Annotated in this window: 26 protein-coding genes; 16 read left to right on the top strand and 10 right to left on the bottom strand. The window is 63.2% G+C overall.

The annotated features are described in order from the left end of the window. Window positions 1-9 precede the first annotated feature (9 nt). Window positions 10-2,175: a primosomal protein N' gene (locus tag KK137_RS07855; RefSeq protein ID WP_214536074.1), complete on the top strand. Its 2,166-nt coding sequence runs from the start codon at window positions 10-12 to the stop codon at window positions 2,173-2,175. Here the strand turns inward: KK137_RS07855 and KK137_RS07860 are convergent. Beyond that, entirely contained in the window at window positions 2,160-2,912 is a 753-nt protein-coding gene (locus KK137_RS07860) for an isocitrate lyase/PEP mutase family protein (protein WP_214535578.1), read from the bottom strand. The two genes, KK137_RS07855 and KK137_RS07860, sit on opposite strands and share 16 nt — an antisense overlap. Next, window positions 2,909-3,946, bottom strand: coding sequence for a bifunctional transcriptional activator/DNA repair enzyme AdaA (locus tag KK137_RS07865; protein WP_420829316.1), 1,038 nt, complete (start codon window positions 3,944-3,946; stop codon window positions 2,909-2,911). Before KK137_RS07865 ends, KK137_RS07860 begins: the two co-directional genes overlap by 4 nt. Before the next feature lie 78 nt (window positions 3,947-4,024). Between KK137_RS07865 and KK137_RS07870 the strand changes: the two genes are divergently transcribed. The 6 genes from KK137_RS07870 to KK137_RS07895 all read left to right on the top strand — a co-directional run bounded on the left by KK137_RS07870 (window position 4,025) and on the right by KK137_RS07895 (window position 10,505). Continuing rightward, window positions 4,025-5,602: a S1 family peptidase gene (locus KK137_RS07870; protein WP_214535580.1), complete on the top strand. Its 1,578-nt coding sequence runs from the start codon at window positions 4,025-4,027 to the stop codon at window positions 5,600-5,602. Window positions 5,603-5,789: 187 nt separating this feature from the next. Beyond that, window positions 5,790-6,344: a F0F1 ATP synthase subunit delta gene (locus tag KK137_RS07875; RefSeq protein WP_214535581.1), complete on the top strand. Its 555-nt coding sequence runs from the start codon at window positions 5,790-5,792 to the stop codon at window positions 6,342-6,344. Between the two features lie 2 nt (window positions 6,345-6,346). After that, entirely contained in the window at window positions 6,347-7,876 is a 1,530-nt protein-coding gene (gene atpA, locus KK137_RS07880) for a F0F1 ATP synthase subunit alpha (RefSeq protein WP_214535582.1), read from the top strand. 10 nt (window positions 7,877-7,886) lie between these two features. Next, entirely contained in the window at window positions 7,887-8,762 is an 876-nt protein-coding gene (locus tag KK137_RS07885; protein WP_214535583.1) for a F0F1 ATP synthase subunit gamma, read from the top strand. 25 nt (window positions 8,763-8,787) lie between these two features. Further along, on the top strand, window positions 8,788-10,245 hold the full coding sequence (gene atpD / locus KK137_RS07890; protein WP_214535584.1) for a F0F1 ATP synthase subunit beta: 1,458 nt from the start codon (window positions 8,788-8,790) through the stop codon (window positions 10,243-10,245). A 2-nt stretch (window positions 10,246-10,247) separates the two neighbouring features. Beyond that, a complete protein-coding gene (locus tag KK137_RS07895) occupies window positions 10,248-10,505 on the top strand; it encodes an ATP synthase F1 subunit epsilon (protein WP_055920448.1) in 258 nt (85 codons plus the stop codon). A 320-nt stretch (window positions 10,506-10,825) separates the two neighbouring features. Here KK137_RS07895 and KK137_RS07900 read toward each other — a convergent pair whose 3' ends face one another. Further along, window positions 10,826-11,800, bottom strand: a complete 975-nt coding sequence (locus KK137_RS07900; RefSeq protein ID WP_250893619.1) for a DMT family transporter — start codon at window positions 11,798-11,800, stop codon at window positions 10,826-10,828. Window positions 11,801-11,843: 43 nt separating this feature from the next. Between KK137_RS07900 and KK137_RS07905 the strand changes: the two genes are divergently transcribed. The 7 genes from KK137_RS07905 to KK137_RS07935 all read left to right on the top strand — a co-directional run bounded on the left by KK137_RS07905 (window position 11,844) and on the right by KK137_RS07935 (window position 20,042). Beyond that, window positions 11,844-12,812 (top strand): phosphatase PAP2 family protein, encoded by a 969-nt coding sequence (locus tag KK137_RS07905; protein WP_214535585.1) that lies wholly within the window; start codon window positions 11,844-11,846, stop codon window positions 12,810-12,812. A 118-nt stretch (window positions 12,813-12,930) separates the two neighbouring features. Beyond that, window positions 12,931-13,944, top strand: coding sequence for a glycosyltransferase family 2 protein (locus KK137_RS07910; RefSeq protein WP_214535586.1), 1,014 nt, complete (start codon window positions 12,931-12,933; stop codon window positions 13,942-13,944). Between the two features lie 101 nt (window positions 13,945-14,045). Continuing rightward, window positions 14,046-15,602: a hypothetical protein gene (locus tag KK137_RS07915; RefSeq protein ID WP_214535587.1), complete on the top strand. Its 1,557-nt coding sequence runs from the start codon at window positions 14,046-14,048 to the stop codon at window positions 15,600-15,602. A gap of 16 nt (window positions 15,603-15,618) precedes the next feature. After that, a complete protein-coding gene (locus KK137_RS07920; RefSeq protein ID WP_214535588.1) occupies window positions 15,619-16,518 on the top strand; it encodes a lysylphosphatidylglycerol synthase domain-containing protein in 900 nt (299 codons plus the stop codon). Window positions 16,519-16,521: 3 nt separating this feature from the next. Next, window positions 16,522-17,217 (top strand): class I SAM-dependent methyltransferase, encoded by a 696-nt coding sequence (locus KK137_RS07925; RefSeq protein WP_214535589.1) that lies wholly within the window; start codon window positions 16,522-16,524, stop codon window positions 17,215-17,217. A gap of 36 nt (window positions 17,218-17,253) precedes the next feature. Further along, window positions 17,254-18,402: a glycosyltransferase gene (locus KK137_RS07930; RefSeq protein ID WP_250893620.1), complete on the top strand. Its 1,149-nt coding sequence runs from the start codon at window positions 17,254-17,256 to the stop codon at window positions 18,400-18,402. A 110-nt stretch (window positions 18,403-18,512) separates the two neighbouring features. After that, a complete protein-coding gene (locus tag KK137_RS07935) occupies window positions 18,513-20,042 on the top strand; it encodes a TadA family conjugal transfer-associated ATPase (RefSeq protein WP_214535591.1) in 1,530 nt (509 codons plus the stop codon). Window positions 20,043-20,082: 40 nt separating this feature from the next. Here the strand turns inward: KK137_RS07935 and KK137_RS07940 are convergent, their stop codons facing one another. Beyond that, window positions 20,083-20,313 carry a hypothetical protein gene (locus KK137_RS07940; protein WP_214535592.1) on the bottom strand — a complete coding sequence of 77 codons (231 nt, stop codon included), beginning with the start codon at window positions 20,311-20,313 and terminating at the stop codon, window positions 20,083-20,085. Between the two features lie 75 nt (window positions 20,314-20,388). Here KK137_RS07940 and KK137_RS07945 point away from each other — a divergent pair, with 75 nt between their 5' ends. Together KK137_RS07945 and KK137_RS07950 are read left to right on the top strand one after the other, a co-directional pair. Further along, window positions 20,389-21,303, top strand: coding sequence for a DMT family transporter (locus KK137_RS07945; protein WP_214535593.1), 915 nt, complete (start codon window positions 20,389-20,391; stop codon window positions 21,301-21,303). Between the two features lie 57 nt (window positions 21,304-21,360). Continuing rightward, a complete protein-coding gene (locus tag KK137_RS07950; RefSeq protein WP_214535594.1) occupies window positions 21,361-21,489 on the top strand; it encodes an entericidin A/B family lipoprotein in 129 nt (42 codons plus the stop codon). A 67-nt stretch (window positions 21,490-21,556) separates the two neighbouring features. Here KK137_RS07950 and KK137_RS07955 read toward each other — a convergent pair whose 3' ends face one another. The 6 genes from KK137_RS07955 to KK137_RS07980 form a co-directional block, all read right to left on the bottom strand. Beyond that, window positions 21,557-22,234 (bottom strand): NAD(P)H-binding protein, encoded by a 678-nt coding sequence (locus tag KK137_RS07955; RefSeq protein ID WP_214535595.1) that lies wholly within the window; start codon window positions 22,232-22,234, stop codon window positions 21,557-21,559. Further along, window positions 22,227-23,387: a deoxyguanosinetriphosphate triphosphohydrolase gene (locus KK137_RS07960; RefSeq protein ID WP_214535596.1), complete on the bottom strand. Its 1,161-nt coding sequence runs from the start codon at window positions 23,385-23,387 to the stop codon at window positions 22,227-22,229. The genes KK137_RS07955 and KK137_RS07960 overlap by 8 nt, the downstream gene beginning before the upstream one ends. Before the next feature lie 95 nt (window positions 23,388-23,482). Beyond that, window positions 23,483-24,178 carry an aspartate/glutamate racemase family protein gene (locus KK137_RS07965; RefSeq protein WP_214535597.1) on the bottom strand — a complete coding sequence of 232 codons (696 nt, stop codon included), beginning with the start codon at window positions 24,176-24,178 and terminating at the stop codon, window positions 23,483-23,485. Between the two features lie 26 nt (window positions 24,179-24,204). Further along, entirely contained in the window at window positions 24,205-25,626 is a 1,422-nt protein-coding gene (locus KK137_RS07970; RefSeq protein WP_420829323.1) for an NAD(P)(+) transhydrogenase (Re/Si-specific) subunit beta, read from the bottom strand. 56 nt (window positions 25,627-25,682) lie between these two features. Beyond that, window positions 25,683-25,964, bottom strand: a complete 282-nt coding sequence (locus tag KK137_RS07975) for an NAD(P) transhydrogenase subunit alpha part 2 (RefSeq protein WP_055920497.1) — start codon at window positions 25,962-25,964, stop codon at window positions 25,683-25,685. Further along, the gene (locus tag KK137_RS07980) at window positions 25,964-26,458 is read right to left on the bottom strand and encodes an endonuclease domain-containing protein (RefSeq protein ID WP_214535598.1); all 495 of its coding nucleotides are present in this window, start codon (window positions 26,456-26,458) and stop codon (window positions 25,964-25,966) included. Before KK137_RS07980 ends, KK137_RS07975 begins: the two co-directional genes overlap by 1 nt. Window position 26,459: the final 1 nt, after the last annotated feature.

Raw genomic sequence — 26,459 nt, forward strand, 5'->3', positions numbered from 1 at the left:
GCGGTGAACATGAACCGCGCTCGACTGCTTATCTTCAACGCTGCACTGGGTCCGCTCGACTACCGTGTCCCCGATGGGATGCAGGTCGAACCGGGCTCGGTCGTCGTCGCGCCGCTCGGACCACGGCAGATCGTGGGCATCGTGTGGGAGGAAGATCGCCTGCCCACTCAGTCGGTTCCCGATGCAAAGCTTCGGCCGCTGCTTGCGGTTTTGCCGGTTCCGCCGCTCAAGGCCGAGCTTCGCCGGCTGCTCGAATGGACGGCGGACTACTATTGCGCCTCGCTGGCCTCGGTGGCGCGCATGGTGCTTTCCAGCGGCGGTGCCCTGCGCGGTCCGGCAACGACAATCGAGTACCGCCTGAGCGGAGGCATGCCGGAACGGCTGACCCCACAGCGCCTGGCGGCGATCGACGCGCTCGATGGCGAACAGGCGACTATCCGTGAACTCTCAGGCATGGCGGGTGTCAGCGAAGGGGTGTTGCGCGGCCTCGTAAACCAGGGCGTGCTGGAACCTGTCGAGGTCGATTGTGACCGTCCCTATCCGCCGGTCGATCCCGCCTTTGCAGAACCCGAATTGTCCCCGGACCAACGGGACGTCGCCGATCGTTTCGTAGGTGCCGTGAAGCAGTGCCAGTTCGCGCCCTTCCTGCTCGATGGCGTGACCGGATCGGGCAAGACCGAGACCTATTTCGAAGCCATCGCGCAAAACCTCAGGCATGGGCACCAAACCCTTGTTCTGCTTCCTGAAATTGCACTGACAGAAGCCTTCCTGCGGCGCTTCGAAGATCGCTTCGGTGCACCGCCGATCGTATGGCACTCATCGCTCAAGTCGACGGAGCGGCGCAGGGCCTGGCGGGCCATCGCGGCCGGAACGGCCCAAGTCGTGGTCGGCGCGCGGTCGGCGCTGTTCCTGCCCTATGCCAAGCTCGGCCTGGTCGTCGTCGATGAAGCACACGAGGTGAGCTTCAAACAAGATGACGGCGTTCGCTACAACGCAAGAGACGTGGCGGTCATGCGCGCCCGGTTCGAAAACATTCCGGTGATTCTCGCCAGCGCCACGCCCGCCCTGGAAAGCCTGCAGATGGCTCAGACCGGGATTTACGAGAAGCTGGTCCTCCCTGCCCGCTTCGGCGGCGCCGAATTGCCGTCCATCGACACCATCAACCTCATCGAAGAAAAGCCCGACCGCGGACGGTGGCTATCGCCCCGGCTCGTCGAGGCGCTCAAGGATCGGCTCGAGAAGGGCGAGCAGTCGCTGCTGTTCCTCAATCGTCGGGGCTACGCGCCTTTGACGCTATGCCGGCATTGCGGATTCCGTTTCCAGTGCCCCAACTGCAGCGCCTGGCTGGTCGAACACCGGCTGAGCCGCCGCCTCGCTTGCCATCACTGCGGCCACGAGACAGTTCCGCCCGATGCCTGTCCCGAATGCGGCGAGCCCGACTGCCTGGTCGCCTGCGGTCCCGGCGTCGAGCGGATCGCGCACGAGGTTGAGGAGATTCTGCCCGAAGCCCGGCTGGCAATTGTCACTTCCGACACCCTGAACTCGCCCGAAAAGGCCGCGCAGTTCATTGCCCAGGCGGAGGCGGGTGAGATCGACGTGATCGTGGGCACCCAGCTGGTCACCAAGGGCTTCCATTTCCCGGAGCTGACACTGGTCGGGGTCGTCGATGCGGATCTTGGCCTCGAGGGCGGAGATTTGCGCGCGGCCGAACGCACCTACCAGCAAGTCGCGCAGGTGGCCGGCCGGGCCGGACGCGGCGCCAAGCCGGGAGAGGTTTTCATCCAGACCCGTCATCCTGAAGCCTCGGTCATCGCGGCGCTAGCCGCGGGCGATCGCGACGCATTTTATGAGGCCGAGACCGAGGCCCGGCGCCATGCTGGTGCGCCGCCGTTCGGCCGTTGGGCCGCGATCATCGTGTCTTCAGAGGATGAAGCCGAAGCTCGCGAGGCGGCGAACCGCATCGGAGCGACCCGCCCGAACTTCGATGACGTCATGATTCTCGGACCCGCGCCGGCCCCCCTTTCGATGCTCCGCGGGCGCTATCGTTATCGTCTGCTGCTCAACGCACGTCGCAGTGCCGAGGTGCAGCAGGTCATCCGTGACTGGCTGGGGGCGCTGTCGTTTCCACAAGGCGTCCGCGTCGCAGTCGACATCGACCCCTACAGCTTCGTGTAGAGCGCCTTTGCTTCCTCGGTCAGGCGCGCCATCGCCCAATACCAGGGATAGGGCCCCCAACTGATACGGGCCACGCCCGCCGCGGCAGTCGCTGCAATGTCCGTCATGTCCCGCTTGATCACATTCACTGGCAGGGGCGAGGCCGCGCAAATTTCCGCAATGAGATCGAGGTCGCTGACACCCGGCACGAAGAAGCTGTGCGCGCCGGCTCCGGCGAAAGCATGAGCTCGCTCGAGCGCTTCGCCCAGCAAGGAGCGATCGTTCGCATTTTCGCCGGCAATCAGCCGCTTAAGAAACAGGTCCGTACGCGCGTTGACCCAAAGCCCGCTTTCCACGACCGCGGCCACACGGCGAGCCTGCTCCTCGATCGGATGAAGACCCTCGCCGCCAATGACCTGATCCTCGAAATTACACCCGACCGCGCCCGCATCGACCAGGAGGCGCGCGTGTTCGGCCAAGTGAGCCGGATCCGCCGCAAAGCCGCCCTCGAAGTCCACCGATACCGGAATGTCGACTGCCGAGCTGATCCGGCGAACACTGTCGAGCAGGAGGTTGAGCGGAATGCCTTCCCCGTCAGGGAAGCCCTGAGCCTCTGCCAGCGAATGGCTGCCGGTCGCAAGCGCCGGCGCGCCCGCGGAAGCCACCGCCTTCGCGCTGCCGACGTCCCAGATATTGTAGAGCAGGACCGGATCGCCAGGCCGGTGCAGGGCCGCAAAAGCATCGCGCAACGCATTCATGCCTGTTTCTCCCGCTCCAGCAGGGCCCGCTTGATGTCGAGCCCATAAGCGTAACCGCCCAATGACCCGTCAGAGCGCACCACGCAATGGCAAGGAATGAGAACCGGCACATGGTTTGCACCGTTGGCCGAACCGGCTGCTCGCACGGCCTTGGGATTGCCGGCGGCCGCGGCAATCTCGGTATAGGAACGAGTCTCGCCCGGAGGGATCTTGCGCAGTTCCTGCCACACCCGTTCCTGGAACGCGGTTCCCGAAACGTCGACGGGGATGTCGCGCCCGGTGGCGGGATCATCCACCGCCTTGAGGACGCGTTCAACCAAGGTGCGAAAGTCTGCCCCGCCCTCGACGAGTTGCGCGTTGGGGAACAGCTGCTCCAGTTCGTCGCGCCCGCGTCCGAAGGACAGGCGGCACACGCCCTTGTCGGTCGCCGCCACCAGCAACGGTCCGAGGCTGGTTTCGGTCACGGTCCAATTGATCGTCACTCCCGCACCTCCGCGGGCCCAGGCCGAAGGCTTCATGCCCAACTTTCCTTCCATCGAATCATAGAACCGGCTCGGACTCTCGAACCCGGCCTCGTAAATCGCCTCGGTCACCGAGCCCGAGGCGCTCAAGGCGCTCCTGGCCCGCTCCTCCCGCAAAGCGCGGGCATAGGAGGCGGGGGAAAGGCCGGTGTCACGCGTGAAGATACGTTGGAGGTGGCTCGGCGAGTAACCGACTGCCTCCGCCAGGTCGCTCAGCGACAGCGCCTCGTCTGTCGTCCGTAACAGTGCGATGGCTCGTTCGATCGCAGCGCGATCCCGCGTTACCGCATCAGGCTCGCACCGCTTGCAGGCGCGGAAGCCGGCGGACTCGGCCCGCTGGTTGCTTTCGTAGAACTGCGTGTTCTCCGGCCGAGGGCGGCGGGCGGGACAACTGGGACGGCAATAGATCCCGGTACTCGTCACCGCGACCACGAAGCGCCCGTCCCACGCACGATCGCGCGCAGCGAAGGCCGCTTTCATCTGTTCGAGGGTGGGTGGCTGATTGGTCATCATGCCTGGCAAAATAGGACTTTGGCCGCTGATTGCTTCCCGAATCTTGCGCTCAAAGCAGATGACGGCAAGAAGGCGCGCATGGCGGAGGGCAAAGTGCGATTTCCCGGTTTCCTGAGATGGCTCGCGCGGCTGCTGCCGGTCCTGGGCCTGATCCTGCTCGTTCCCTCGGCCGCCCAGGCCGATCCGGAAGACATCCGCGCCGCGGCGCGCGGCGTCGTGCGAATCGTCATCGTCGAACAGGACGGGGAGCAGATCGTCCCGGTTTCCCATGGCACTGGCTTTGCCGTCGGTCCCGAGATGATCGTCACCAACGCCCACGTCGTTGCCGAAGCGCGTGCGGACGACAACCTCTCGATCGGCATCGTTCCGTCTGACGGCACCACTGCAGTCTATGCGCGGATGGTAGCAGTAAGTCCGCGTAACGACCTCGCCTTGCTCGCCACAACCCAGCCGATGCGGCTTCCCCCGCTGACGATATCGGGCAATCCCGCGACCGAGAGCGGAAACGTCACCGCGGTCGGCTATCCCATGAACGTGGACCGGGCGCAGGGCTTGTCCTCCGCGGACATCTTCCGCGCCCAGCCTCCCGTAAAGAGCACCGGCACCCTGGCCGGACGGCGGCCGACCCGCGAATTTGATTCGCTTCTCCACACCGCCCCGATCGCGCGCGGCTCCAGCGGTGGGCCTCTGCTCGACGACTGCGGCCGCGTGATCGGCGTCAACAGTTTCGGGGCGGAAAGCGGCGGCGCGGACGCGGAGTTCTTTTTCGCCGTCTCGACGCGCGAGCTGCTGCCCTTTCTCCGCGCGAACAACGTCACCCCGCAGGTCAACGGCATGCCCTGCCGCTCCATCGCCGACCTCGAGCTGGCGGAGCGGGAGCGCGCCGAGCAACAGCGGCAAGTCGCCCAGGCAGAGGCCGCCACCAAGGAGCAGGCGCTCGCCCGCCGACAGGCCGAATTGCGCCGCGAGATCGAGTTCGCCCTGTTTGACGAACGCGACAACGGACTCGCTCTTGCCATGACACTGTTGATTTGCGCGCTCGGCGCCGCGGGTCTCGCGATTCATGCCCACCATGTCGGACTGAAGCACAACGCCGAGATCGGCTTCGGCCTGGCTGCCGTGGCGGTCGTCGGCGCAGCTTTGGCATGGATCGGCCGGCCGGGCTTCGACGAGATAAAGGGCCGGCTCGAAGAGCGGCTGCGAACCGAGATGGCAGCGGAGGAGAAGCGCGGACCGATGGTCGCCCCGACCGCCGGCAACATGATCTGTTCCCTCGTTCCCGAGCGCAGTCGCGTGACGGGGGCGGCAGAAGCCAACGTTCCCTTCAACTGGTCAGCCGATGGTTGCGTCAACGGTCGCACCCAATACGGGTTCTCGAACGGAACCTGGTCCCGGGTGCTGGTGCCGCAAGACGAGGAATCGGTTTCGGTAAACACCTTCGACCCCACTTCGAAGGAATACCGGATGGAAAGGTACCTGCTCGATCGCGAGACCATGGAACGCATTCGCGCGGCGCGGGCCGAATTCCAGGCGCCCGCTTGCGGTGCCGGCCAGGACGCATCGAGCGACTACGGCGCGATGCAGGCCGGGATTCTCGCATTGCTGCCGGAGAGGCCGAACGAGCGGCTGGTTTACAGCTGCGCTAAGGCAGGCTGACAAAGCGCAGAAATCGGGCAGATACGCCAGACTCGACGGACTCGGAGCACGGACTCGCGCTCACCGAGTTGCATCCCCGCCCCCCCTTTGCTACGGGCGCGCCAGCTTTGCCGGGGTGCCTCGTTCGCGCCCGCTTTCGGCAAACTGACATTTTCCGTTTCACCGGACCTAAGAGGACCTTTCGCGCGTGGATGTTTCCGCCGGTATTCAGGCAAGCCTAGCGGGGCGTTACGCCTCGGCACTGTTCGATCTCGCCAGCGAGGCGGGCACAGTCACCGCGGTCGAACGCGACCTCGAGACGTTTGCCGACGCACTCAGCGAATCGGCTGAGCTGCGCGCCCTCATCCGCAACCCCGAAGTGAGCCGCGAAGCCCTGGGCCGCGTTCTTTCGGGCCTTGGCGAAAAGCTCGGCCTCTCCGAGCTGACCCGCAACTTCCTCGGCGTCCTTGCGCAGAACCGCCGCGCTGGCGAACTGCCGGCGACGATTCGCGCGTTCCAGTCGATTGCCGCCGCGCAGCGCGGTGAGGTGACTGCCGAAGTCGCCAGCGCGCACCCCCTCACCGACGAACAGCTCACAACGCTGGAGCAGAAGCTCCGCGCCCGCGAGGGCCGTACCGTGAAGCTGAAGACCCGTGTCGAGCCGGAGCTTCTCGGCGGGCTAGTCGTCACCATCGGCTCCCAGCGGATCGACAGCTCGATCCGTTCGCGTCTCAATACTCTCGCCCAGGCGATGAAAGGCTAACAATGGAAATCCGCGCCGCAGAAATCTCCAAGGTCATCAAGGACCAGATCGCCAACTTCGGCACCGAGGCTCAGGTCTCGGAAGTCGGCCGCGTGCTTTCGGTCGGTGACGGCATCGCGCGCATCCACGGCCTCGACAAGGTTCAGGCCGGTGAGATGGTCGAGTTCGCCAACGGCATCCAGGGCATGGCCCTCAACCTCGAAGCCGACAACGTTGGCGTCGTGATCTTCGGCTCGGACGCCCAGATCAAGGAAGGCGACGTCGTCAAGCGGACCGGCACCATCGTGGACGTCCCGGTCGGCAAGGGCCTGCTCGGCCGCGTGGTCGATGCGCTCGGCAACCCGATCGACGGCAAGGGCCCGATCGAGAGCACCGAACGCCGTCGCGTCGAAGTGAAGGCTCCGGGCATCATCCCGCGCAAGTCGGTGCACGAGCCCGTGCAGACCGGCCTCAAGGCGATCGACGCCCTGGTTCCCGTCGGCCGCGGCCAGCGCGAACTGATCATTGGCGACCGTCAGACCGGCAAGACCGCCGTCGCGATCGACACTTTCATCAACCAGAAGGGCGTCAACGCTGGCACTGACGAGGGCAAGAAGCTCTACTGCATCTACGTCGCCGTCGGCCAGAAGCGCTCGACCGTGGCGCAGATCGTCCGTCAGCTCGAAGAAAACGGCGCGATGGAATATTCGATCGTCGTGGCCGCGACCGCTTCGGAGCCGGCTCCGCTGCAGTACCTCGCGCCTTACACCGGTTGCGCGATGGGCGAATTCTTCCGCGACAACGGCATGCACGCCGTGATCGTGTACGACGACCTTTCGAAGCAGGCCGTCGCCTACCGCCAGATGTCGCTGCTGCTGCGCCGCCCGCCGGGCCGCGAAGCTTATCCGGGTGACGTGTTCTATCTCCACTCTCGCCTGCTTGAGCGTGCGGCGAAGATGAACGACGAGAACGGCGCCGGCTCGCTGACGGCACTGCCGATCATCGAAACGCAGGCGGGCGACGTGTCGGCCTACATTCCCACCAACGTGATCTCGATCACCGACGGCCAGATCTTCCTCGAAACCGGTCTGTTCTACCAGGGCATCCGTCCGGCGATTAACGTCGGTCTCTCGGTTAGCCGCGTCGGTGGCGCTGCGCAGACCAAGGCGATGAAGAAGGTCGCGGGCTCGATCAAGCTGGAGCTGGCGCAGTACCGCGAAATGGCGGCCTTCGCCCAGTTCGGCTCGGACCTCGACGCCTCGACGCAGAAGCTGCTCAACCGCGGCGCGCGCCTGACGGAGCTGCTCAAGCAGGCTCAGTTCAGCCCGCTGCCGTTCGAAGAGCAGACCGTGTCGATCTTCGCCGGCACCAACGGTTACCTGGATCCGATCCCGGCCAACCGGGTGACCGAATACGAAGCCGCCATGCTGAGCTTCATGCGCAGCGAGCACGCCGACGTGCTGACTCTCATTCGCGACACGCGTGAGTTTGGTGACGAAGCGAAGACCAAGACCGTCGCCGCGCTTGATACTTTCGCCAAGCAGTTCGCGTAAGGAACGCTAAGTGGCCTCGCTGAAGGAACTCAAAGGTCGGATCAACTCGGTCAAATCGACCCAGAAGATCACCAAGGCCAAGCAGATGGTCGCCGCTGCGAAGCTGCGCAAGGCGCAGGCCGCGGCAGAAGCCGCGCGTCCTTACGCCACGCGGCTTGCGGCAGTCATGGCCAGCCTGGCCGGCAAGGTCGCGGGGCAGGACAACGCGCCCAAGCTGCTGCGCGGCACTGGTTCGGACCAGCGCCACCTGCTGGTGGTCGTGAACACCGACAAGGGTCTGTGCGGCGGCCTCAACTCCAACATCGTGCGTGCGGCCGTGGCCAAGGCGCGCGAGCTGATGGCGGCGGGCAAGACCGTCGAGTTCTACCTCGTCGGCCGCAAGGGCCGCGCACCGATCCGTCGCGTTTATCCGAACGCGGTGGGCGCGAACTTCGACACCTCGACCGTGCGCGAGCCCGGCTTTGCCGAAGCCGAAGCGATCGCATCCGAAGTGATCGGCATGTTTGACGCCGGCAAGTTCGACGTCGCGCATCTGATCTACCCGATCTTCCGCTCTGCCCTGGTACAAGAGCCGACGGTCCAGCAGATCGTCCCGGTTCCGGCTCCCACCACGGCCGCCGAAACCGGTGGCGCCGTGGTCGAGTACGAACCGAGCGAGGAGGAAATCCTCGAGGAGTTGCTTCCGCGTTATCTGAAGACCCAGATCTTCGGTGCGCTGCTGGAAGTCGCCGCCTCCGAACAGGGCGCCTCGATGACCGCGATGGACAATGCCACGCGCAACGCCGGCGACCTGATCAACAAGCTGACCATCCAGTACAACCGCAGCCGCCAGGCCGCGATCACCACCGAACTCATCGAAATTATTGCTGGCGCCGAAGCGCTTTAAGCAAGTTCAAGGCAAGGAAACCAAAATGGCCACCGCCCCCGTGCTCAACAAGACGACCAACGGCACCGTCGCCCAGGTCATCGGCGCCGTCGTGGACGTCGCCTTCGAAGGCGAACTGCCGGCAATTCTCACCGCGCTCGAGACCGAGAACAACGGCCAGCGGCTGGTGCTCGAAGTTGCCCAGCATCTCGGCGAGAACACCGTCCGCACCATCGCGATGGACTCGACCGAAGGCCTGACCCGCGGCCAGAAGGTTGCCAACACCGGCGCGCAGATCTCGGTGCCGGTCGGCCCGAAGACGCTCGGCCGCATCCTCAACGTCATCGGCGAGCCGATCGACGAGCGCGGTCCGGTGAATGCCGAACAGACCGCCCCGATCCACGCCGAAGCCCCGCTGTTCGTCGATCAGTCGACCGAAGCCGCGATCCTCGTCACCGGGATCAAGGTCATCGACCTCCTCGCGCCCTATGCGCGTGGCGGCAAGATCGGCCTGTTCGGCGGCGCCGGCGTCGGCAAGACCGTGCTGATCCAGGAACTGATCAACAACATCGCCAAGGGTCACGGCGGCGTGTCGGTATTCGCCGGCGTGGGTGAACGTACCCGCGAAGGTAACGATCTCTACCACGAGTTCCTCGACGCCGGCGTTATCGCCAAGGACGCCGACGGCAACGCCACCTCGGAAGGCTCCAAGGTCGCCCTCGTGTTCGGCCAGATGAACGAGCCCCCGGGCGCCCGCGCCCGCGTCGCGCTCTCGGGCCTGACCATGGCCGAGTATTTCCGCGACCAGGAAGGCCAGGACGTGCTGTTCTTCGTCGACAACATCTTCCGCTTCACCCAGGCGGGTTCGGAAGTGTCGGCGCTGCTCGGCCGTATTCCTTCGGCGGTGGGCTACCAGCCAACCCTGTCGACCGACATGGGCGCGCTGCAGGAACGCATCACCTCGACCAACAAGGGCTCGATCACCTCGGTGCAGGCGATCTACGTCCCTGCGGACGACCTTACCGACCCTGCCCCGGCAACCTCGTTCGCCCACTTGGACGCAACGACCACGCTGAACCGCGCGATCTCCGAGCTCGGCATCTACCCGGCGGTCGACCCGCTGGACTCGACCAGCCGCGTGCTGACCCCGGCCGTCGTCGGCCAGGAGCACTACGACGTCGCTCGTCGCGTCCAGGAGACCCTGCAGAAGTACAAGAGCCTGCAGGACATCATCGCCATTCTCGGCATGGACGAGCTGTCCGAAGAGGATAAGCTGACCGTCGCCCGCGCGCGCAAGATCCAGCGCTTCCTGTCGCAGCCGTTCCACGTCGCCGAGGTCTTCACCAATATCCCGGGCAAGTTCGTGCAGGTCGAAGACACCGTCCGTTCGTTCAAGGCCGTTGTCGATGGCGAGTACGATCACCTGCCGGAAGCCGCGTTCTACATGGTCGGCGGCATCGACGAAGCAGTCGAGAAGGCCAAGAAGCTGGCTGAAGAGGCCTGATCATGGCGTTGCACTTCGAACTCGTCACGCCGGAACGTCTGGTCCGCTCCGAGGAAGTCCACATGGTGGTCGTCCCCGGTACCGAGGGCGAGTTCGGCGTGCTCGAAGGTCATGCTCCGGTCATGTCCACGATCCGCGATGGCGCGGTTAAGGTTTACCGCACCTCAGGCTCCGATTTCGAAAGCATCGAGGTTCGCGGTGGCTTCGCCGAGGTGGGCGAGAACGGCCTGACCATCCTCGCGGAGCACGTCGAGAGCTGAGCCTTCGACCTCGCGTACGAAAAAGGAAAAGGGCGCCCCTTGCGGCGCCCTTTTTCATTCGGGCGGATGCGCTTCCCGATAGGCGTCCCATAGGACGCCCGGCTGATCGCCCGGCTTGGCCAAGGGAACACGCGCATTTGCCCCACGCGCAACAGGCGCTGGAATAGGCTCTTCCCTGCGATTCAGTCGACCAAAATAGGGATGCGGCCTACGTGACACGGCGGTCTCCGGTGCGGCCCAAGACGCTTATCGCTCAATGACCCTTGCTCGGCGGTTGAGCGATTGGGTTACCGACCCCGTAACCATGCCCGCGCCGCGTGTCAGGCCGGCTTGGCCGTCCCCAAGCGACCTTCCCACCACAGGAACAGGCCCGCTCCGATAATGATCGCCGCACCCAGAAGCGCGATCGGATCCGGATGATCGTCGAAGAATATCCACCCCAACGTCACCGCCATCAGCAGCTGCCCGTAGGTCATCGGAGCGACGGTGCCGGCACCCGCCTTCACAGTCCCCATGAAGATCAGCCACTGCGCTAGCGAGGCGCTGAGGCCGATGAAAGCGCAGCGCGCGACCACGCTCCAGTGCGGCCAATGCATGGCGAAGTTCTCCAGCCCGGTGAAATGGGCGGCCGTCGTGGCGAAGAGCAGGAAGATCATGGCGGTGACCGACATGTAGTACTGCATGGCGAGGATGCTGGCCCTCCCCTGCACAGCCCGGTTGGCGATGATGGTGACGGCCATGCCCGTCGCGCCCAGCAGCGGAAAGAGAATGCCCCATCCCGCGACTGCGAAATTCGGACGAAGAACCACGAATACCCCAGCAAAGGCAATCAGGGTCGCGATCCAAGTCGCCGGTCGCGCGCGCTCTCGGAGCAGGACCGTGGCGAGCACGGCGGTGATCATCGGCTGCGTAAAGGCAATCGTCGTCGCTTCAGCCAGCGGCATGATCCAGACGGCCAGGAACATGCCCATGGCCGAAATACTGATCGCGATCCCACGAACCCACTGCAGCTTATCGCGTGGCAGGGCCAACGATCGCCAGCCCTCGTACCGCACCATCAACGCGCCAAGCAGCAGCGTGCCGGCAATATACCGCGTCGCCGCCATCGCCGGCGCCGGCCAAGCGCCCGGCATGCCCTTGATGATCGCATCGCCAATCGAGAGTGTGCAGAAACCAGCCAGCGCATAGAGCAGCCCGGCGCGGTCGGATTGATGCAAGGAAAGCCGGCTCCCATGCGGCGCCATGCCGCCCAGTCGCCCCTTAGCCTCAAGCAGGAACCAAGCAAGCGCGATCAATCGTTTAACAACATCTTAAGCATGTTGCCTTAGCCATGTCCCCATGATGGACCTGTTGCGGAAATGGCCCGAAATCAGCTTCACCGTAGCCCTGGCCGGCCTGGTGACTGTCGTTTCGTGGCTATTCGAACTGCCGTTTAATCTCCCCTCGGGAGAGCGGGCCGCGTTTGTCGGTATCCATTATCTCTACCCGCTTCTAGGTTTGTCGGTCTGGGCCTGCTTCGCACTCGTCGGGCAGCGTCGGGCGCTGCTCTCAACCTTTCTGGTGGCATTGCCATGTTATGCAGCGGTGTTGCTGCTCCACTTCAACTTGAAGCTGTGGATTCCCCATATCAATCCGACACTGTGGGACTGGCTCTACTGGGAGATCGATCGCGCGCTCCGGCCATTAGTGCTCGCCTGCTTCGCGTTGAGGCGCGCGCTTGTGCCAATCGTGCCGCTCGACAGCAACCTCTACATGACCGCCTTCATTGGCATGTTCTATGTCAGCTTCTGCTATCATGCGCTGCGCACACCCGAGCACTTCCGAACGCTTTTCCTGGCAGCGCTGATATTCCAAGGCCTCGGCGCGATAGCATATTTGCTCATGCCCGCGCTTGGCCCGTTCCTTTACGAGCCGGGGCTCGAGCCGCTGCAAAGCGGCGCGCAGGCAGGGATGCTTGAGGCCTGGCGGCAGAATGCGGCCAATGGAGAGGTGTGGCTTGCAGCCAATGGCAGCCTGAACTTCACCGCAGGAGTCGCGGCGATGCCATCGCTCCATACGGGGGGTAGCTTCCTTTTTCTGCTGTTCGCTTGGCGTTACGGCCGGGTGCTGGTGCCGCTCTATATCTTGCTCTTCGGATTCATCGCCATCGATGCGATTGCCAACCGCTGGCATTACCTGGTCGACTTGCCGGTCGGTATCGCGCTGGCCTTTGCTTCTGCCTGGCTCGCTGAGCGGCTAACCCCGCACCGGGACATCCTACCGGAGGATCAGTTCCCGGAGCCCGTCACATCTCCTGCAACCACCTGAAACGGTTGGACGCTCCTGAAGGACCGTAATGATCCATCAACTTTGCCGGCCATTAAAAGACTATGTAAAATCAAATACTTGACCGACGCCGACGCCTAGATTCTCGTTCAGGAGCACCATGACCAAGTTGATCATCCAAATTCCCTGCCTGAACGAGGCGGAGGTATTGCCGGCCACTCTCGCCGCACTACCCCGCCGAATAGAGGGAATCGACGAGATCGAATTTCTTGTCATCGATGATGGCAGCGACGACGGCACTGCGGAGGTCGCCCGACTTTGGGGCGTGCAGCACGTGGTCCGCCACCGGCGCAACCGCGGTTTAGCCGCGGCATTTCGGAGCGGGTTAGAAGCCGCTCTCGAGGCCGGGGCGGACATCGTCGTCAACACCGACGCGGATGGGCAATATGAAGGCGCTGACATCGCCTTGTTGGTCGCTCCGATTTTGTCCGGTCAGGCAGACATCGTCGTTGGCGATCGTGGCGTGACCAACAATACGCACTTTTCTCCATTCAAGCGCCTGCTTCAACGCCTCGGCAGCGCAGCGGTGCAGCGGCTGGCCAACGCCGATGTCCCGGACGCCGTCAGCGGCTTTCGCGCGATCACTCGCGAAGCCGCCCAACGGATCAACATCACCACCGAATTCAGCTACACCACGGACATGCTCATCCAGGCCGGGCGCAAGCGCATGGCCATTCTGACGGTGCCGATCCGAACTCACGAAACAACTCGCCCTTCCCGGCTATTCAAGTCGATCCCGCGCTTCATCGCAAATACCGGAATGACGATGGCTCGCGCTTACACCACCTACAACCCATTGAAGGTTTTTGTCTGCAGCGGCCTGTTGATTGCCTTCCTGGGGATATTGCCGATCCTGCGCTTTATCTGGTTCTGGATGGAAGGCGCGGGCGATGGCCATGTGCAATCATTGGTCATCGGCGGTGCCTTGCTGGTCTCCGGCGTGCTTATCGCGATAATGGGCATTCTGGCCGACCTTATCGGCGCCAACCGCAAACTGATTGAAACCAGCCTCATCCGCATCAGGGCGATTGAAGAAAAGCTCGAAGCGGCTAGCCGCAACGCACAGCCGGTTGTCGACAGCGGGCGATCCCGCCAGCCTCGTGAGGCAGCGTGACCGCCACGACTCAAACGGCGAAAGTTTCGCGATGGTCCCTGCCTGGGCGAGACTCTCCAGCCTGGCCGACGGCCGGGCTCGCGATCCTCTTAATAGTCGAATTGAAAATTGCCCTGACTCGGGCGTTGAATTGGGACGAGTTCTGGCACTTCTCGCAGGTCCACAGTCTGCTCGACGGCACTCTCAGCACGCCGCTCCAGACACTTTACACCAGAGCGTTCACCTGGGTCGTGGCACTGCCAGGATCGAGCATCGACCATGTTCTGATAATTCGTATGTTCATGTTCGCTTGCTTGATCACAACGACATTCTGCATCGTTGGCATGGCGGCGAAGTTTTTCTCCAAGGCCGAAGCACTACTGGCTGGCCTGCTGTACCTTTCGGCCGGGTTCGTACTGCAGCACGGAAGCTCATTCCGGTTTGATCCGATGGCCGCGATGCTGCTTTCGAGCAGCCTGCTCATACTGCTTCGGTCCAATCTCGATGCGACCCGCTTGATTGTTGCTGCGGCCCTGATTGCACTCTCCAGTTTGCTCACGATCAAGAGTGGCCTGTATCTTTCGGCCTTCTTCGGCGTTGCGTGGCTCCGATGGGCGGAGGGAAGTTTCTGCCGCTCAGTCTTCCTGCGTCTCTGCGCAGTCGCTGGGCTCGCGTTTGGGTTCTTCGGTCTGCTCTATTGGTTGCACAGCGCCGGACTTGCCGGAAGCACCACAGCTTCGGCGGAATTCGTCGTCAGCAACGCGGCTCAGCGCATGTTTTCGGGCGACGGTCCATCCACTCACGGCGTTGCCTTGAAAGCGGCCATGCTTGCACCCGTGTTTGCACTTTGCATCGCCATGACGCCTTTCGCGCTTCTTCGGTCGCCTGTCGATCGCGACCGGAAGATACTTTTCGCGGGACTTTGGCTTCCGATATTGATCCCCGCATTCTACCAGAACTCCTATCCCTACTTTTATGTGTTCATCCTGCCTCCTGTTGCGGTCGCGTGCAGCGTGGCTCTGCACGCAATTGCACAGCGACACGGCGTTATGATGATTGCACTTGCGCTGACGCTGTGTGGCCTCCTGGCCGGCCTGATGGAGCAGCGCGGCATACTTGAGCGTCAACGGAGTTTGGTCGCCGCCGGCGAAGCCATATTCCCCCGACCGGTCGCCTACTTCGACTTTCCCGGCATGCTCGGCAATTACCCCAAGGCAAACGCGTTCATGACGAACTGGGGGTCGAGAAATTATCTTGAAGGACTCAGCCCGTCATTTCGTTCGATCATGGGCCAGAAACCAGTTCCTTTGCTGATCGAAAACAGGGAAATGTTTACAAACGTCCTCAGCGGAAGGCCGGACGTCCATGTTCTTCCCGACGATGCCATTGCCTTGCGTGAGAACTACATCCGCTTCTGGGGCCCCTTCTGGGTCGCAGGCCGAGAACTGGGGGGAGGCGAAAGCCGCACGACCCAAATCGGGGTCCCTGGCCCATACACGGTCGTGGGCGGGCCCATTGAGATCGACGGGAGACTCCATCCTGCCGGTGCCGTTGTCGAACTCAGTCGCGACGTCTATCGGCTCAACTCCACCGGTATACCCGTGCAGCTCGTCTGGGGCGATCATTTGAAGCGCCCGTCGACACCCCCGCCGCCGTCGCCCTACTGGACAGGTTTTTGAGGCTCACTGACCGGTCATGGAGCGCCTCCTTTCATTCGCCCGCCATCTGAACCAGCGGAGCGACGCGTATCGTAAGCCGGCCCTGGTCCTGGCCTTGATCGTCTTTGCCGTGGGATGTGCCTTCTCATATCGGCAACTGGATTTTCGGCTGGACGATCTTCGGCCGCTCCCCCTCGCCATGTTGGCAGTGCTGGTGGCCCCGTCGCTCATCTATGGCGGCCTCGGGTTGGTTCTGCTGGCACGCAGCGCCGGGCTACAGATGCCCATCCGGCGGGCGACCATCATCTCGGCCTATGCCTATCTGGCAGAACTGCTTCCGCTTCCCGGCGGAGCTGTCATACGGACGGGAGCATTGGTCCGGGCCGGAGGGACCTTGCGCGACAGTTCCATGCTGGTCCTGCTAACCGCCGTCCTGTGGGTTGCCCTGGCGATGATGGGAGCCGGATTGACCCTTGTGCCAACATCAATTGGCCTAGCCTGGCCGTTGATGTTGATTGGGACAATTGGGGTGGGCGGCGTGCTGCAGTGGCTCTGGGCGAAAGCCGGGTACCGGACCGCACTTCTGACACTTGTGCACCGGATTGCTGGCATCGCGATCACCGCCTTGCGCCTTAAGTTTGCCTTCGCGGCATTGGGAGTATCGATCGGTCTCATCGAGACGTTCCCGTTCGTCCTGGCGCTGCTGATGGGCTCGGCATCCTCGATCGCGCCGGCGGGATTGGGAGTAAGCGAAGCACTCGCCGCGTTGGCCGCGACTACGGGGCAGATTCCGCCGGCCACAGCCTTCTTGGCCGTGGGCATCGACAGGTTGATGTGTTTGGCCGGCTGCGCGCTGGTGGCGACCGCTTTCCAAGCCTTCAGGCGGTCGGAAGCTGCGGGTGACCGGGCCACCACAGCTCCTATCACGGGGAAATGAGAGATGACGAACGGTACCTCGGCAGTGACCGAGCACAGTCTCGCCCTTCACAGCGGTGACTATGTCGAACGATACAATTCCAAACCGCTCGCCCGGGTAAAAAACCTGGTTCCCAGAATGAACCTTACCCGAGAAACGCGGATAGCGGATTTTGCCTGCGGGAACGGAATGTTGCTGCAGGCGATCGGCGATAATTTTGCGTCATACGATGGCGTCGACTTTTCTCCCGACTTCATCGCGGCGGCGAACGCCTGGGCAGAACGGACGGGCAAACAACGCTATCGCTTCCACTGCAGCGATATTCGAGATTTCTGCGCACGCAAGCCGCAGGCCTTCGACGTCGCAGCCACGCTGGATTTCTCCGAGCATATCGATGACGATCTGGCAGTCGATATTTATGCGGCGATCCGGCAATCGCTTCGCCCGGGCGGGAGCCTTCATCTGCATACGCCGAACCTGGATTTCTTTTTGGAGCGGGCCAAGGCAAGCGGTATCCTACGCCAGTTTCCCGAGCATATCGCGGTGCGCAACGCTACGCAGACCGCGGATTTGCTTATCAAAGCGGGCTTTGACCGCAGTGAGATAAAGACTGAGATAGTGCCACATTACAATGTGTTGAAGTGGTTGCACCCCCTGTCCAAGTTGCCGGGGGTCGGCAGTCATTTCAGCGCAAGGCTGTGGGTCACAGCAGTTGCCTAGCTCCGCCAACTTTGGCTTCACATCTCGGCCGACGCCATGGTTCAACGCGTAACACTTGTCGCGCCGATAACTCCGTTCCGAGGGGGTATAGCACGGCACAGCACTGCGCTTGGCCGGGCGTTGGGCGATCGCAAAGATATACAATTCGAAGCCGAGAGTTTCGCCAAACTCTACCCGACGTGGCTTTATCCAGGCGAAAGCGAACGGGACCCGACAAGCTCAAGCGAAGCTCCGTTTACGGCGCAACATTCGCTTAATTCCCTTGATCCTGTTGGCTGGCGGAAGGCGGCCGCGCGCATTTCGCGGCGCGGGCCTGGAGTGGCTGTTATTCCCGCATGGACTTTCTTTTTGGGGCCGGCGCTCGGTACGATTGCCCGTTATCTGAAGCGACACGGGCTTAAAGTCATGATGATCGTGCATAACGCCGCCGACCATGAGCGAAGCTTATGGAAGTCGAGACTGTCCAATTGGCAACTCGCAGCGGCAGACGGGTTCGTTGTTCATACGGACGAAGTCGCCCACGATTTGCGCAAGGCCGGCCATACCCAACCGATTTGCGTCATTCCTCATCCCATCTTCACGGACTTCCCCGAAGCCCAGCATACACTCCCGCGTCGCGGTCGGCTTGAGTTGCTCTGCTTTGGTCTCGTGCGCCACTACAAGGGTGTCGACATCGCCCTTCGCGCGCTCGCCCACCCCGGGCTGGAAGGGGTGCACCTGACGGTGGCGGGAGAGATCTGGGAAGGCGAGAAAGATATTCGCGCACTCGCGCAAAGTCGCGCGTTGGATGGAAGGGTCGAACTCGTCTCCCGCTACGTCTCCGACGTCGAAGCTGCGGAGTATTTTGTACGTTGCGATGCAGTTCTCGCACCATACCGGAGTGTCAGCGGATCGGGTGTTCTTGCCGTGGCCCAGCATTATCGAAGGCCTGTCATCGCGGCCGATCTACCCGGGTTCTCAGGCCTGATCGAACATGGCAAGAACGGCTGGCTGTTCCCCACGGAAGATGAGGCGGCCCTTGCAAGGCTCCTGCGCGACAGGGTTAGTCGGCAGTCTGCCCAGGCGCTAGGACGCAACATTGCTGGAGAGCTGTCCGACGGGGGCTGGCGGGAGTACGCAGATGCCCTGATTGCGTTCGCCAATGGCGAGGTTAACGAGCGCTTCCGGCCTCCGGGATCAAGCTGACTTTTAGAGAAAATCAAGCTTTGCGGAATATTCACCAAGTTCCGAGAGAAGCCAGGCCAGGGGGCTGAGACCTTCGCGTCACTGGTAACATCGAATCAAAAGGACTTGGAATGAGCGCTTTCGGCCGGAAAAACGGGGTTGCAGGAATGAGCCCCGGAGCGCGTCCGAGTTTCGGCGTGGCGAGGCCCATGAAGGGCGGCGGGGCGGTTCCGCGCGAAGCCGGTGGCGGCCAACAGTTTCCGTCGGTTCCCAACGAACTGCCGAGCGGTGACACAAGTGCGCCCTCTGGCGGCGGGTCGAACCGCGAAGACGCGATGTCGCGCCTGGCCGATCGCGCTAACGCGGCCGGTGGCTCGGTTACCTCGGAAGTCGGCGGCTTCGAAGCGTCGGTCCACAAGATCAAGGAGCAAGTGCTCCCCCGGTTGCTCGAGCGCGTCGATCCCGAAGCCGCCGCGACCCTTTCCAAAGATGAACTGTCGGAAGAATTCCGTCCGATCATCATGGAGGTGCTGACCGAGCTCAAGGTCACTCTCAACCGGCGTGAGCAGTTCGCGCTCGAAAAGGTGCTGATCGACGAACTGCTCGGCTTCGGTCCGCTCGAGGAATTGCTCGGCGACCCGGACGTGTCCGATATCATGGTCAACGGCCCGCTGCAGACCTACATCGAAAAGAAGGGCAAGCTGCAGATCGCGCCGATCCAGTTCCGTGACGAAGCGCACTTGTTCCAGATCGCCCAGCGCATCGTGAACCAGGTCGGCCGCCGCGTCGACCAGACCACGCCGCTGGCCGACGCTCGCCTCAAGGACGGTAGCCGCGTCAACGTAATCGTGCCGCCGCTGTCGCTGCGCGGCACCGCCATCTCCATTCGTAAGTTCTCCGAGAAGCCGATCACGATCGACATGCTCAAGGACTTCGGTTCGATGAGCGAGAAGATGGCGACTGCGCTGAAGATCGCGGGCGCCTGCCGCATGAACATCGTCATCTCGGGCGGTACCGGTTCGGGCAAGACGACCATGCTCAACGCCCTTTCGAAGATGATCGACCCGGGCGAGCGCGTCCTGACGATCGAAGACGCGGCCGAACTCCGCCTGCAGCAGCCGCACTGGCTGCCGCTCGAAACCCGTCCGCCGAACCTGGAAGGCCAGGGCGCGATCACCATTGGCGACCTCGTCAAGAACGCCCTGCGTATGCGCCCTGACCGCATCATCCTGGGCGAAATTCGTGGCGCCGAGTGTTTCGACCTGCTCGCCGCCATGAATACCGGTCACGACGGTTCGATGTGTACGCTCCACGCCAACAGCCCGCGCGAGTGCCTCGGCCGTATGGAGAACATGATCCTGATGGGTGACATCAAGATCCCGAAGGAAGCCATCAGCCGCCAGATCGCGGAATCGGTCGACCTGATCGTGCAGGTGAAGCGCTTGCGCGACGGCTCGCGCCGTACGACCAACATCACCGAGGTCATCGGCATGGAAGGCGACGTGATCGTCACCCAGGAACTGTTCGCGTTCGAATATCTCGACGAGAGCGAGGACGGAAAGATCATCGGTGAATTCCGCGCCTCCGGCTTGCGTCCCTACACGCTCGAAAAGGCCCGTCAGTTCGGGTTTGACCAAGCCTATCTCGAAGCCTGTTTGTAGGATCCGGACCCTCTCCACCCCAAAGTTGGGGAGGATCTGACTAACCCGCCAGCCACCCCTTGAGCGCCATCCACATAAGGATCGCGCCGGGAAAGAAGCACAAGAAAAACAGCGTGGTCCACGGCATGCAGCCGACCGCATCGACATGCTTGCGCTTTTGCCGCCGGCGCTCAGCGACCATCGCGGCGAGGGCCACTAGCAGCAGCGCCCCGCCAGTCAGTCCCATCAAAGTCGCATCGCTGGCGAAGAGCAGGAATTCGGGCTCGTCCATCGCACGCGATATGGCCGGGACATCCCGCGTCGGCAACGCTTGATCGCCACCCGTATCGTCCTAAGGCGGACGGCAATGCACGCCGCCCCTGTTCATCGTCCCCTGCTCGCCCTGCTCATCCGCCTCGGTGCCGTTGCCGGGCTGGCGACGATGTCCGCGCTGATCAAGCTGGCGGCCGAGCGCGGCGTGCACTTGCTCGAAATCATGTTCTGGCGTCAGTTCCTCACAATCCCGGTCATGCTGGCCTGGGTCTGGGCGACGACCGGGATCGGCAGCCTGGCCACCAAGCGGCCCTGGACGCATTTCCGGCGCGGTCTCTACGGAACCATCGGGATGGTCCTCAACTTCGGAGCGGTCATTATCCTCCCGCTGGCGGAGGCCACCACGCTCAACTTCACCGTGCCGATCTGGGCGGTCTTGCTCTCGATCGTCGTGCTGAGGGAGAAGGTCGGGCTCTGGCGCTGGTCGGCGGTGGCTTTGGGTTTCATCGGCATCGTGGTGATCGCGCAACCGGGCAGCGGCCATTTCCCGATCTATGGAGCCCTCGTCGGTCTCGCGGCGGCCTTCATGATCGCGTTGATCTCAATTCAGATCGCAGACCTCAGCAAGACCGACAAACCGCTGACGATCGTATTCTATTTCGCGCTGTTCAGCGCGCCGCTGACGGCCGTGGCCCTGCCGTTTGTGATGACGAGTCACGATTCCACGGAGTGGCTGCTCCTGGCCGGGATCGGCGCGACCGGCCTGGTGGGCCAGCTGCTTCTGACCGCCGCCCTGCGCTTCGGACCAGTCGCCAGCGTTATCGTGATGGATTACTCGGCCCTGTTCTGGGCGACCCTCTATGGCTGGCTGTTGTTCGACATGTTGCCGCCGGCCAGCACCTGGTTCGGGGCGCCCCTGATCGTGACCGCAGGCCTGATCATCGCCTGGCGTGAACATCGTTTCGCCAGAACCGCCCGGCGCGAGGCTGTCCCGATGGAGGGAACATAAGCCGAAACGAAGGGTTGGACCCTTCAAGAAGCGCAAAGCTTCGGAAGGAGTTGGGATATGATTCGCAAGATCGTTCTTGCCTTGGGACTAGCTGCGTTCTCGCTGTCGGTCGCCGCGTGCAACACCGTAAAGGGAGCCGGACAGGACATCGAATCTGTCGGCCAGGCCGCCGACAACGAGATTTGAGATAGCTTGACCTGAGGGTCGCAAGGCGCCCGTCGGAGATGTCCGGCGGGCGCCTCTCTATATAGGGCTAGCTGAGCCGCCGCGCCTGACGCAGGATTGCCGCGTGTTCATGCACGAACTGCCCTGAGGCTTTCTCTCGCGAACACTGGATCGCGGCGGCGGCGACCTCTCGTGCTTCGATGGAGCGATAGCGCGACATACCGCCAAGCATAAACAAGTCCGTCAAAGGAGCGAAGAGCATCGCCATCCTCTCCAGCCGCCGCGCCTCTCCCTGGCGCTTCCCACGTAGAAGCCCGGGGCGCAGGATATCCAACCGGCGGAAACGGAGCTTGCTAACGGCCGCTTCCACTTCGCCCTTCACCCGCAGGTAGAAGGTTTTCGAATTGGGGTTGGCGCCCACCGAAGAAATCAGCACGAAATTCTTGACGCCCGCCTCGCGAGCCGCGCTCGCTACCGACAAGACCAGATCATGATCGACTGAGCGGAAGGCTTCTTCGCTCCCCGCCTGCTTCATGGTCGTACCCAGTGCACAAATCATCGCGTCAGGAGCGATGGCCGCCACCACTTCCGGCCATTCGCCTGGCGGAGCTACCAGCATCTCCATCTTCGCCCCGCGCGGCATAGGTGTTTCGCGACGGGCAAGCGCCACCACGCGCAACCAGGCTTCGTCCTTTGCCGTCTCCATCACGCGATGGCCGACGAGACCCGAGGCGCCGACCAACAGAACGCGATACGGCTCAGACATTGGACAGCCCTTCGGGCACCGAGCCGTAGATCTTGCGATATTGCTCCATTGCGTAGCGGTCGGTCATTCCGGCGATGAAATCGGCAATATGACGGCTCCGACCGGGCTCTTCTTCGGGCAGACTCGCGCCCCAACCCTCCGGCAGTAACGAGGGCTGCTGGTGGTAGCCGGCATAGAGCTTGGCAATGACGTTTCGCGCCCGCTCCGCGGTGGCCAGCTGTACGTCGTGGTAATAGAGGCGGCGGTAGAGGAAGGACTTCAGCTGCCGCTCCTGTGCGGCCATCGTCGGAGAGAGCGTTGCCAGCGCCCGGCCCGCGGCGCGCACGTCCTCCACGGAGCCGATGCCGGCGAGATTGGCGCGCGTGGTTTCCAGCAGATCGTTGACCATCAGCCCGATCTGGTCCCTCACCAGTTCCCGCAAGAGCACTTCGTGGGGTTGCCCGGGAAAGCGCGCTTCGACCGCACGCCAGTTGTCGGCTACGAAATCGAGTTCGAGCAACTCGTCGAGCGTGAGGTATCCCGAGCGCAAACCATCGTCGATGTCGTGGTTATCATAAGCGATGTCGTCGGAGAGCGCGGCGACCTGGGCTTCGAGCGATGGCCAACGCACGAGATCGAGCGGATAGGCCGCGTCGAGTTCGGTCAGCGCCCAGCCCGGCTCGGTCACCGGACCGTTGTGCTTCGCCAGCCCTTCGAGCACTTCCCAGCTGAGATTCAGCCCCGGAATGCCTGCATAGGGGCAATTCAGGCGCATGAGGACGCGCAAGGTATTCTCGTTGTGGGCAAACCCGCCCCGCTGCTCGAGCGCGGCGTCGAGGGCCTTCTCACCAGCATGGCCGAACGGCGGGTGGCCAATGTCGTGGGCCAGACACAGCGCCTCGGTCAGGTCCTCGTCCAGTCCCAACGCCCGGGCGATGACGCGGCCGATCTGCGCAACCTCCAGGCTGTGGGTCAAGCGGACGCGGAAATGGTCGCCGTCGGGAGCGATGAAGACCTGGGTCTTGCCTGCCAGGCGCCGGAAGGCGATCGAATGGATGATGCGGTCGCGATCGCGCTGAAAGGCGCTGCGCGGGCCGCGGCTGCCTTCGTGCCCCTGCTGGAACTCGCGTCCGCGCGAAGCGGCTGGATCGGCGGCATAGGGCGCGCGGTTCATGGTTGGGCGCTAGACTTGCGCCCCGCGGTTTACAACCCGCTCAACGCCAGGAAAGTGAATGAAATCCGCGCCGAGCAAGCTCGCGAAGGATTTGCTCAGCCCTCGCCCAGGATCCACTCCACCGCCTTCTCGGCATGGATCCGTGTGCTGTCGTAAATGGGCAGCACGTTGGCATCGACGTCGACCACCATCTCCAACTCGGTGCAGGCGAGAACGATGGCATCGGCGCCTTCCTTCTCCTTCACCGTGATCATGGTTTTGAGTTTGCGTTCGGCGTCGCGGGTCGCCTTGCCGACCATCAGCTCGTCGTAGATGATCCGGTCGAGCGTCTCGACGTTGGCTAGGTCGGGCGGCAAGAGATCGACGCCGTGGGCCACCAGCCGGCGACGGTAAAAGCTCTCGGTCATCACGTTGCTGGTGCCGAACAGGGCCGCGCTCTTCACGCCATCCGCGCCCATTCGCTCACCAACGCATTCGGCGATGTGCAGGATCGGCACTTGCACCGCCTCGGCAACGTGGTCGTATTCGCGATGCATCGAGTTCGCGCCGATAACGATCGCGGTCGCCCCGGCCTGCTCAAGTCGCCGGGCGGCGTCGACCAGGATTGCGGCGGCGCGGTCCCAGTCCGCCTCGTCGTGCAGGGCGTAAAGCTGCGAGAAGTCGAGGCTCTCGATCAACAAGGGCGCGCTATGCCGCGCATCGGTGCGCTGCTGCACTTTGCGGTTGATGTGTTCGTAATAGGTGCGGGTGGAGACCCAGCTCATCCCCCCTATCAGCCCGAGCTTGCGCAACTTTTAATCCCTCACTTGCAGACCGGCTATTCCGCCAGCGCCTTGTTGATTTCTTCGACCATCTTCTTGGCATCGGCCAGCAACATCATCGTCTGGTCCATATAGAAGACGTCGTTATCGACCCCGGCATAGCCCACCCCGCCCATGCTCCGCTTGATGAACATGACCGTCTTGGCCTTGTCCACATCGAACACGGGCATGCCGTAGATCGGGCTCGACTTGTCGGTCTTGGCCGCCGGGTTCACCACGTCATTGGCGCCGATGATGAAAGCGACATCGGCCTGGGCGAACTCGCTGTTGATGTCCTCCAGCTCGAACACCTCGTCATAGGGCACGTTGGCTTCGGCCAGCAGCACGTTCATGTGCCCGGGCATGCGGCCCGCTACCGGGTGGATCGCGTACTTGACGTTGACCCCCTCCTTCTTGAGCAAGTCGCCCATCTCGCGCAGCGCGTGCTGCGCCTGGGCCACGGCCATGCCGTAACCCGGGATAATGATGACGCTCTCGGCCTGCTGGAGCATGAAGGCGGCGTCGGCCGCGCTGCCCTGCTTGTAGGGGCGCTGCTCCCTGGCTTCGCCTCCGGCAGAGCTCGTATCCGCGCCAAATCCGCCCGCTATCACGCTGATGAAGCTGCGGTTCATGGCGCGGCACATGATGTAGCTCAGGATCGCGCCCGAGCTGCCGACCAGGGCGCCGGTGATGATCATCGCGGTGTTGTGCAGCGTGAACCCCATCGCCGCCGCCGCCCAGCCCGAGTAACTGTTGAGCATCGACACGACGACGGGCATGTCCGCCCCGCCGATCGGGATAATCAGCAGGAAGCCGATCGCGAAGGCGAGCGCGACGACGATCCAGAACATCATGTTCTCGGCCGGGCCGGCGTCCGGAGAGACGGCGAACAGTCCGGTGAGGACGACGATTGCCGCGAGGGTACCGAGGTTGATTACGTGTCGTGCAGGCAGAAGGATCGGCGCTCCCGACATGTTGCCGTTGAGCTTCGCAAAGGCGATGACCGAGCCGGAGAACGTTATCGCGCCGATAGCGGCGCCCAGCGCCATCTCGATGCGGCTGACGGTAAGGATATTGCCGTCGAGGCCGAGAATGCCGAACGCGTCGGGGTTCACGAACGCCGCGGCCGCGACCAACACCGCGGCCAGGCCAACCAGCGAGTGGAAAGCGGCCACGAGTTGCGGCATCGCGGTCATCTGGATGCGGCGGGCGATGACGAAGCCGATCACCCCGCCGATCGCGATGGCCCCCGCGATTTCCGCTACGCTGGCGATCTGGTGAGTGATCAGCGTCGTCACGACAGCGATCAGCATGCCCGCCATGCCGAAACGATTGCCCCGCTGGCTCGTCGAGGGCGAAGAAAGCCCGCGCAAGGCCAGGATGAAGCACACGCCGGCAATAAGGTAGGCCAACGAGACCCACGGGTTCACCGCATGCACCGCGTCGGCGGCGATGCTGAGGTCGGTCGTGTTGTCGGGGGGAAGAAGCGCCACGGTCAACGCTCCTTCTTCTTGTACATCGCCAGCATCCGCGCCGTGACCGCGAATCCGCCGAAAATGTTCACACTCGCCAGCACTACACCGGCAAGACCGAGCCACTTGGCCACCGGATTACCTGAGGCCGCCGCCGCGATCAGCGCACCGACGATGATCACCGAGGAGATGGCATTGGTCACCGCCATCAGCGGCGTATGCAGCGCGGGAGTGACCGACCAGACGACGTAGTAGCCCACGAAACAGGCCAGCACGAAGATCGAAAGGATCGTGATGAAGTCCACTAGTTAACCTCCCCGGCACGGGGAGGGGGACCAGCCGAAGGCTGGTGGAGGGGGCCCTCCGCCAACGCGTCGATTCTGGCCGCAGTATCGACCGCGTCGGCTATGACGCGCGCTGCCGAAATCCGCACAACCCTGAACCCGTTTTCCTCAATGTACTTTTCACGCCGAGCATCGCGCTCTGCCCGTCCCGCCGTGTCGTGAACGAACCCATCGACTTCGATCACCAGCCGCGCCTGCAGACAGCAGAAATCTGCGATGTAGGGGCCGATCGGATGCTGCCGGCGGAACTTTATTCCTTGGGGGCGCTGTCTCAATGCGCGCCAAAGCAGCCGCTCGGGGATGGTCATTCCCCTGCGCAGTTTTCGCGCGTTGTAGACTACGGGACGTTGTGCGGGGCGCGAGCCCCCTCCACCACGCTTCGCGCGGTCCCCCTCCCCGTGCTGGGGAGGCAAAACGGCGCCGCCGTTCTTCTCGTCCACGCTTCCCCCCACCATC

Origin of the sequence: Croceibacterium selenioxidans (assembly GCF_018599195.1) — a bacterium.
Lineage (GTDB): Bacteria > Pseudomonadota > Alphaproteobacteria > Sphingomonadales > Sphingomonadaceae > Croceibacterium_A > Croceibacterium_A selenioxidans.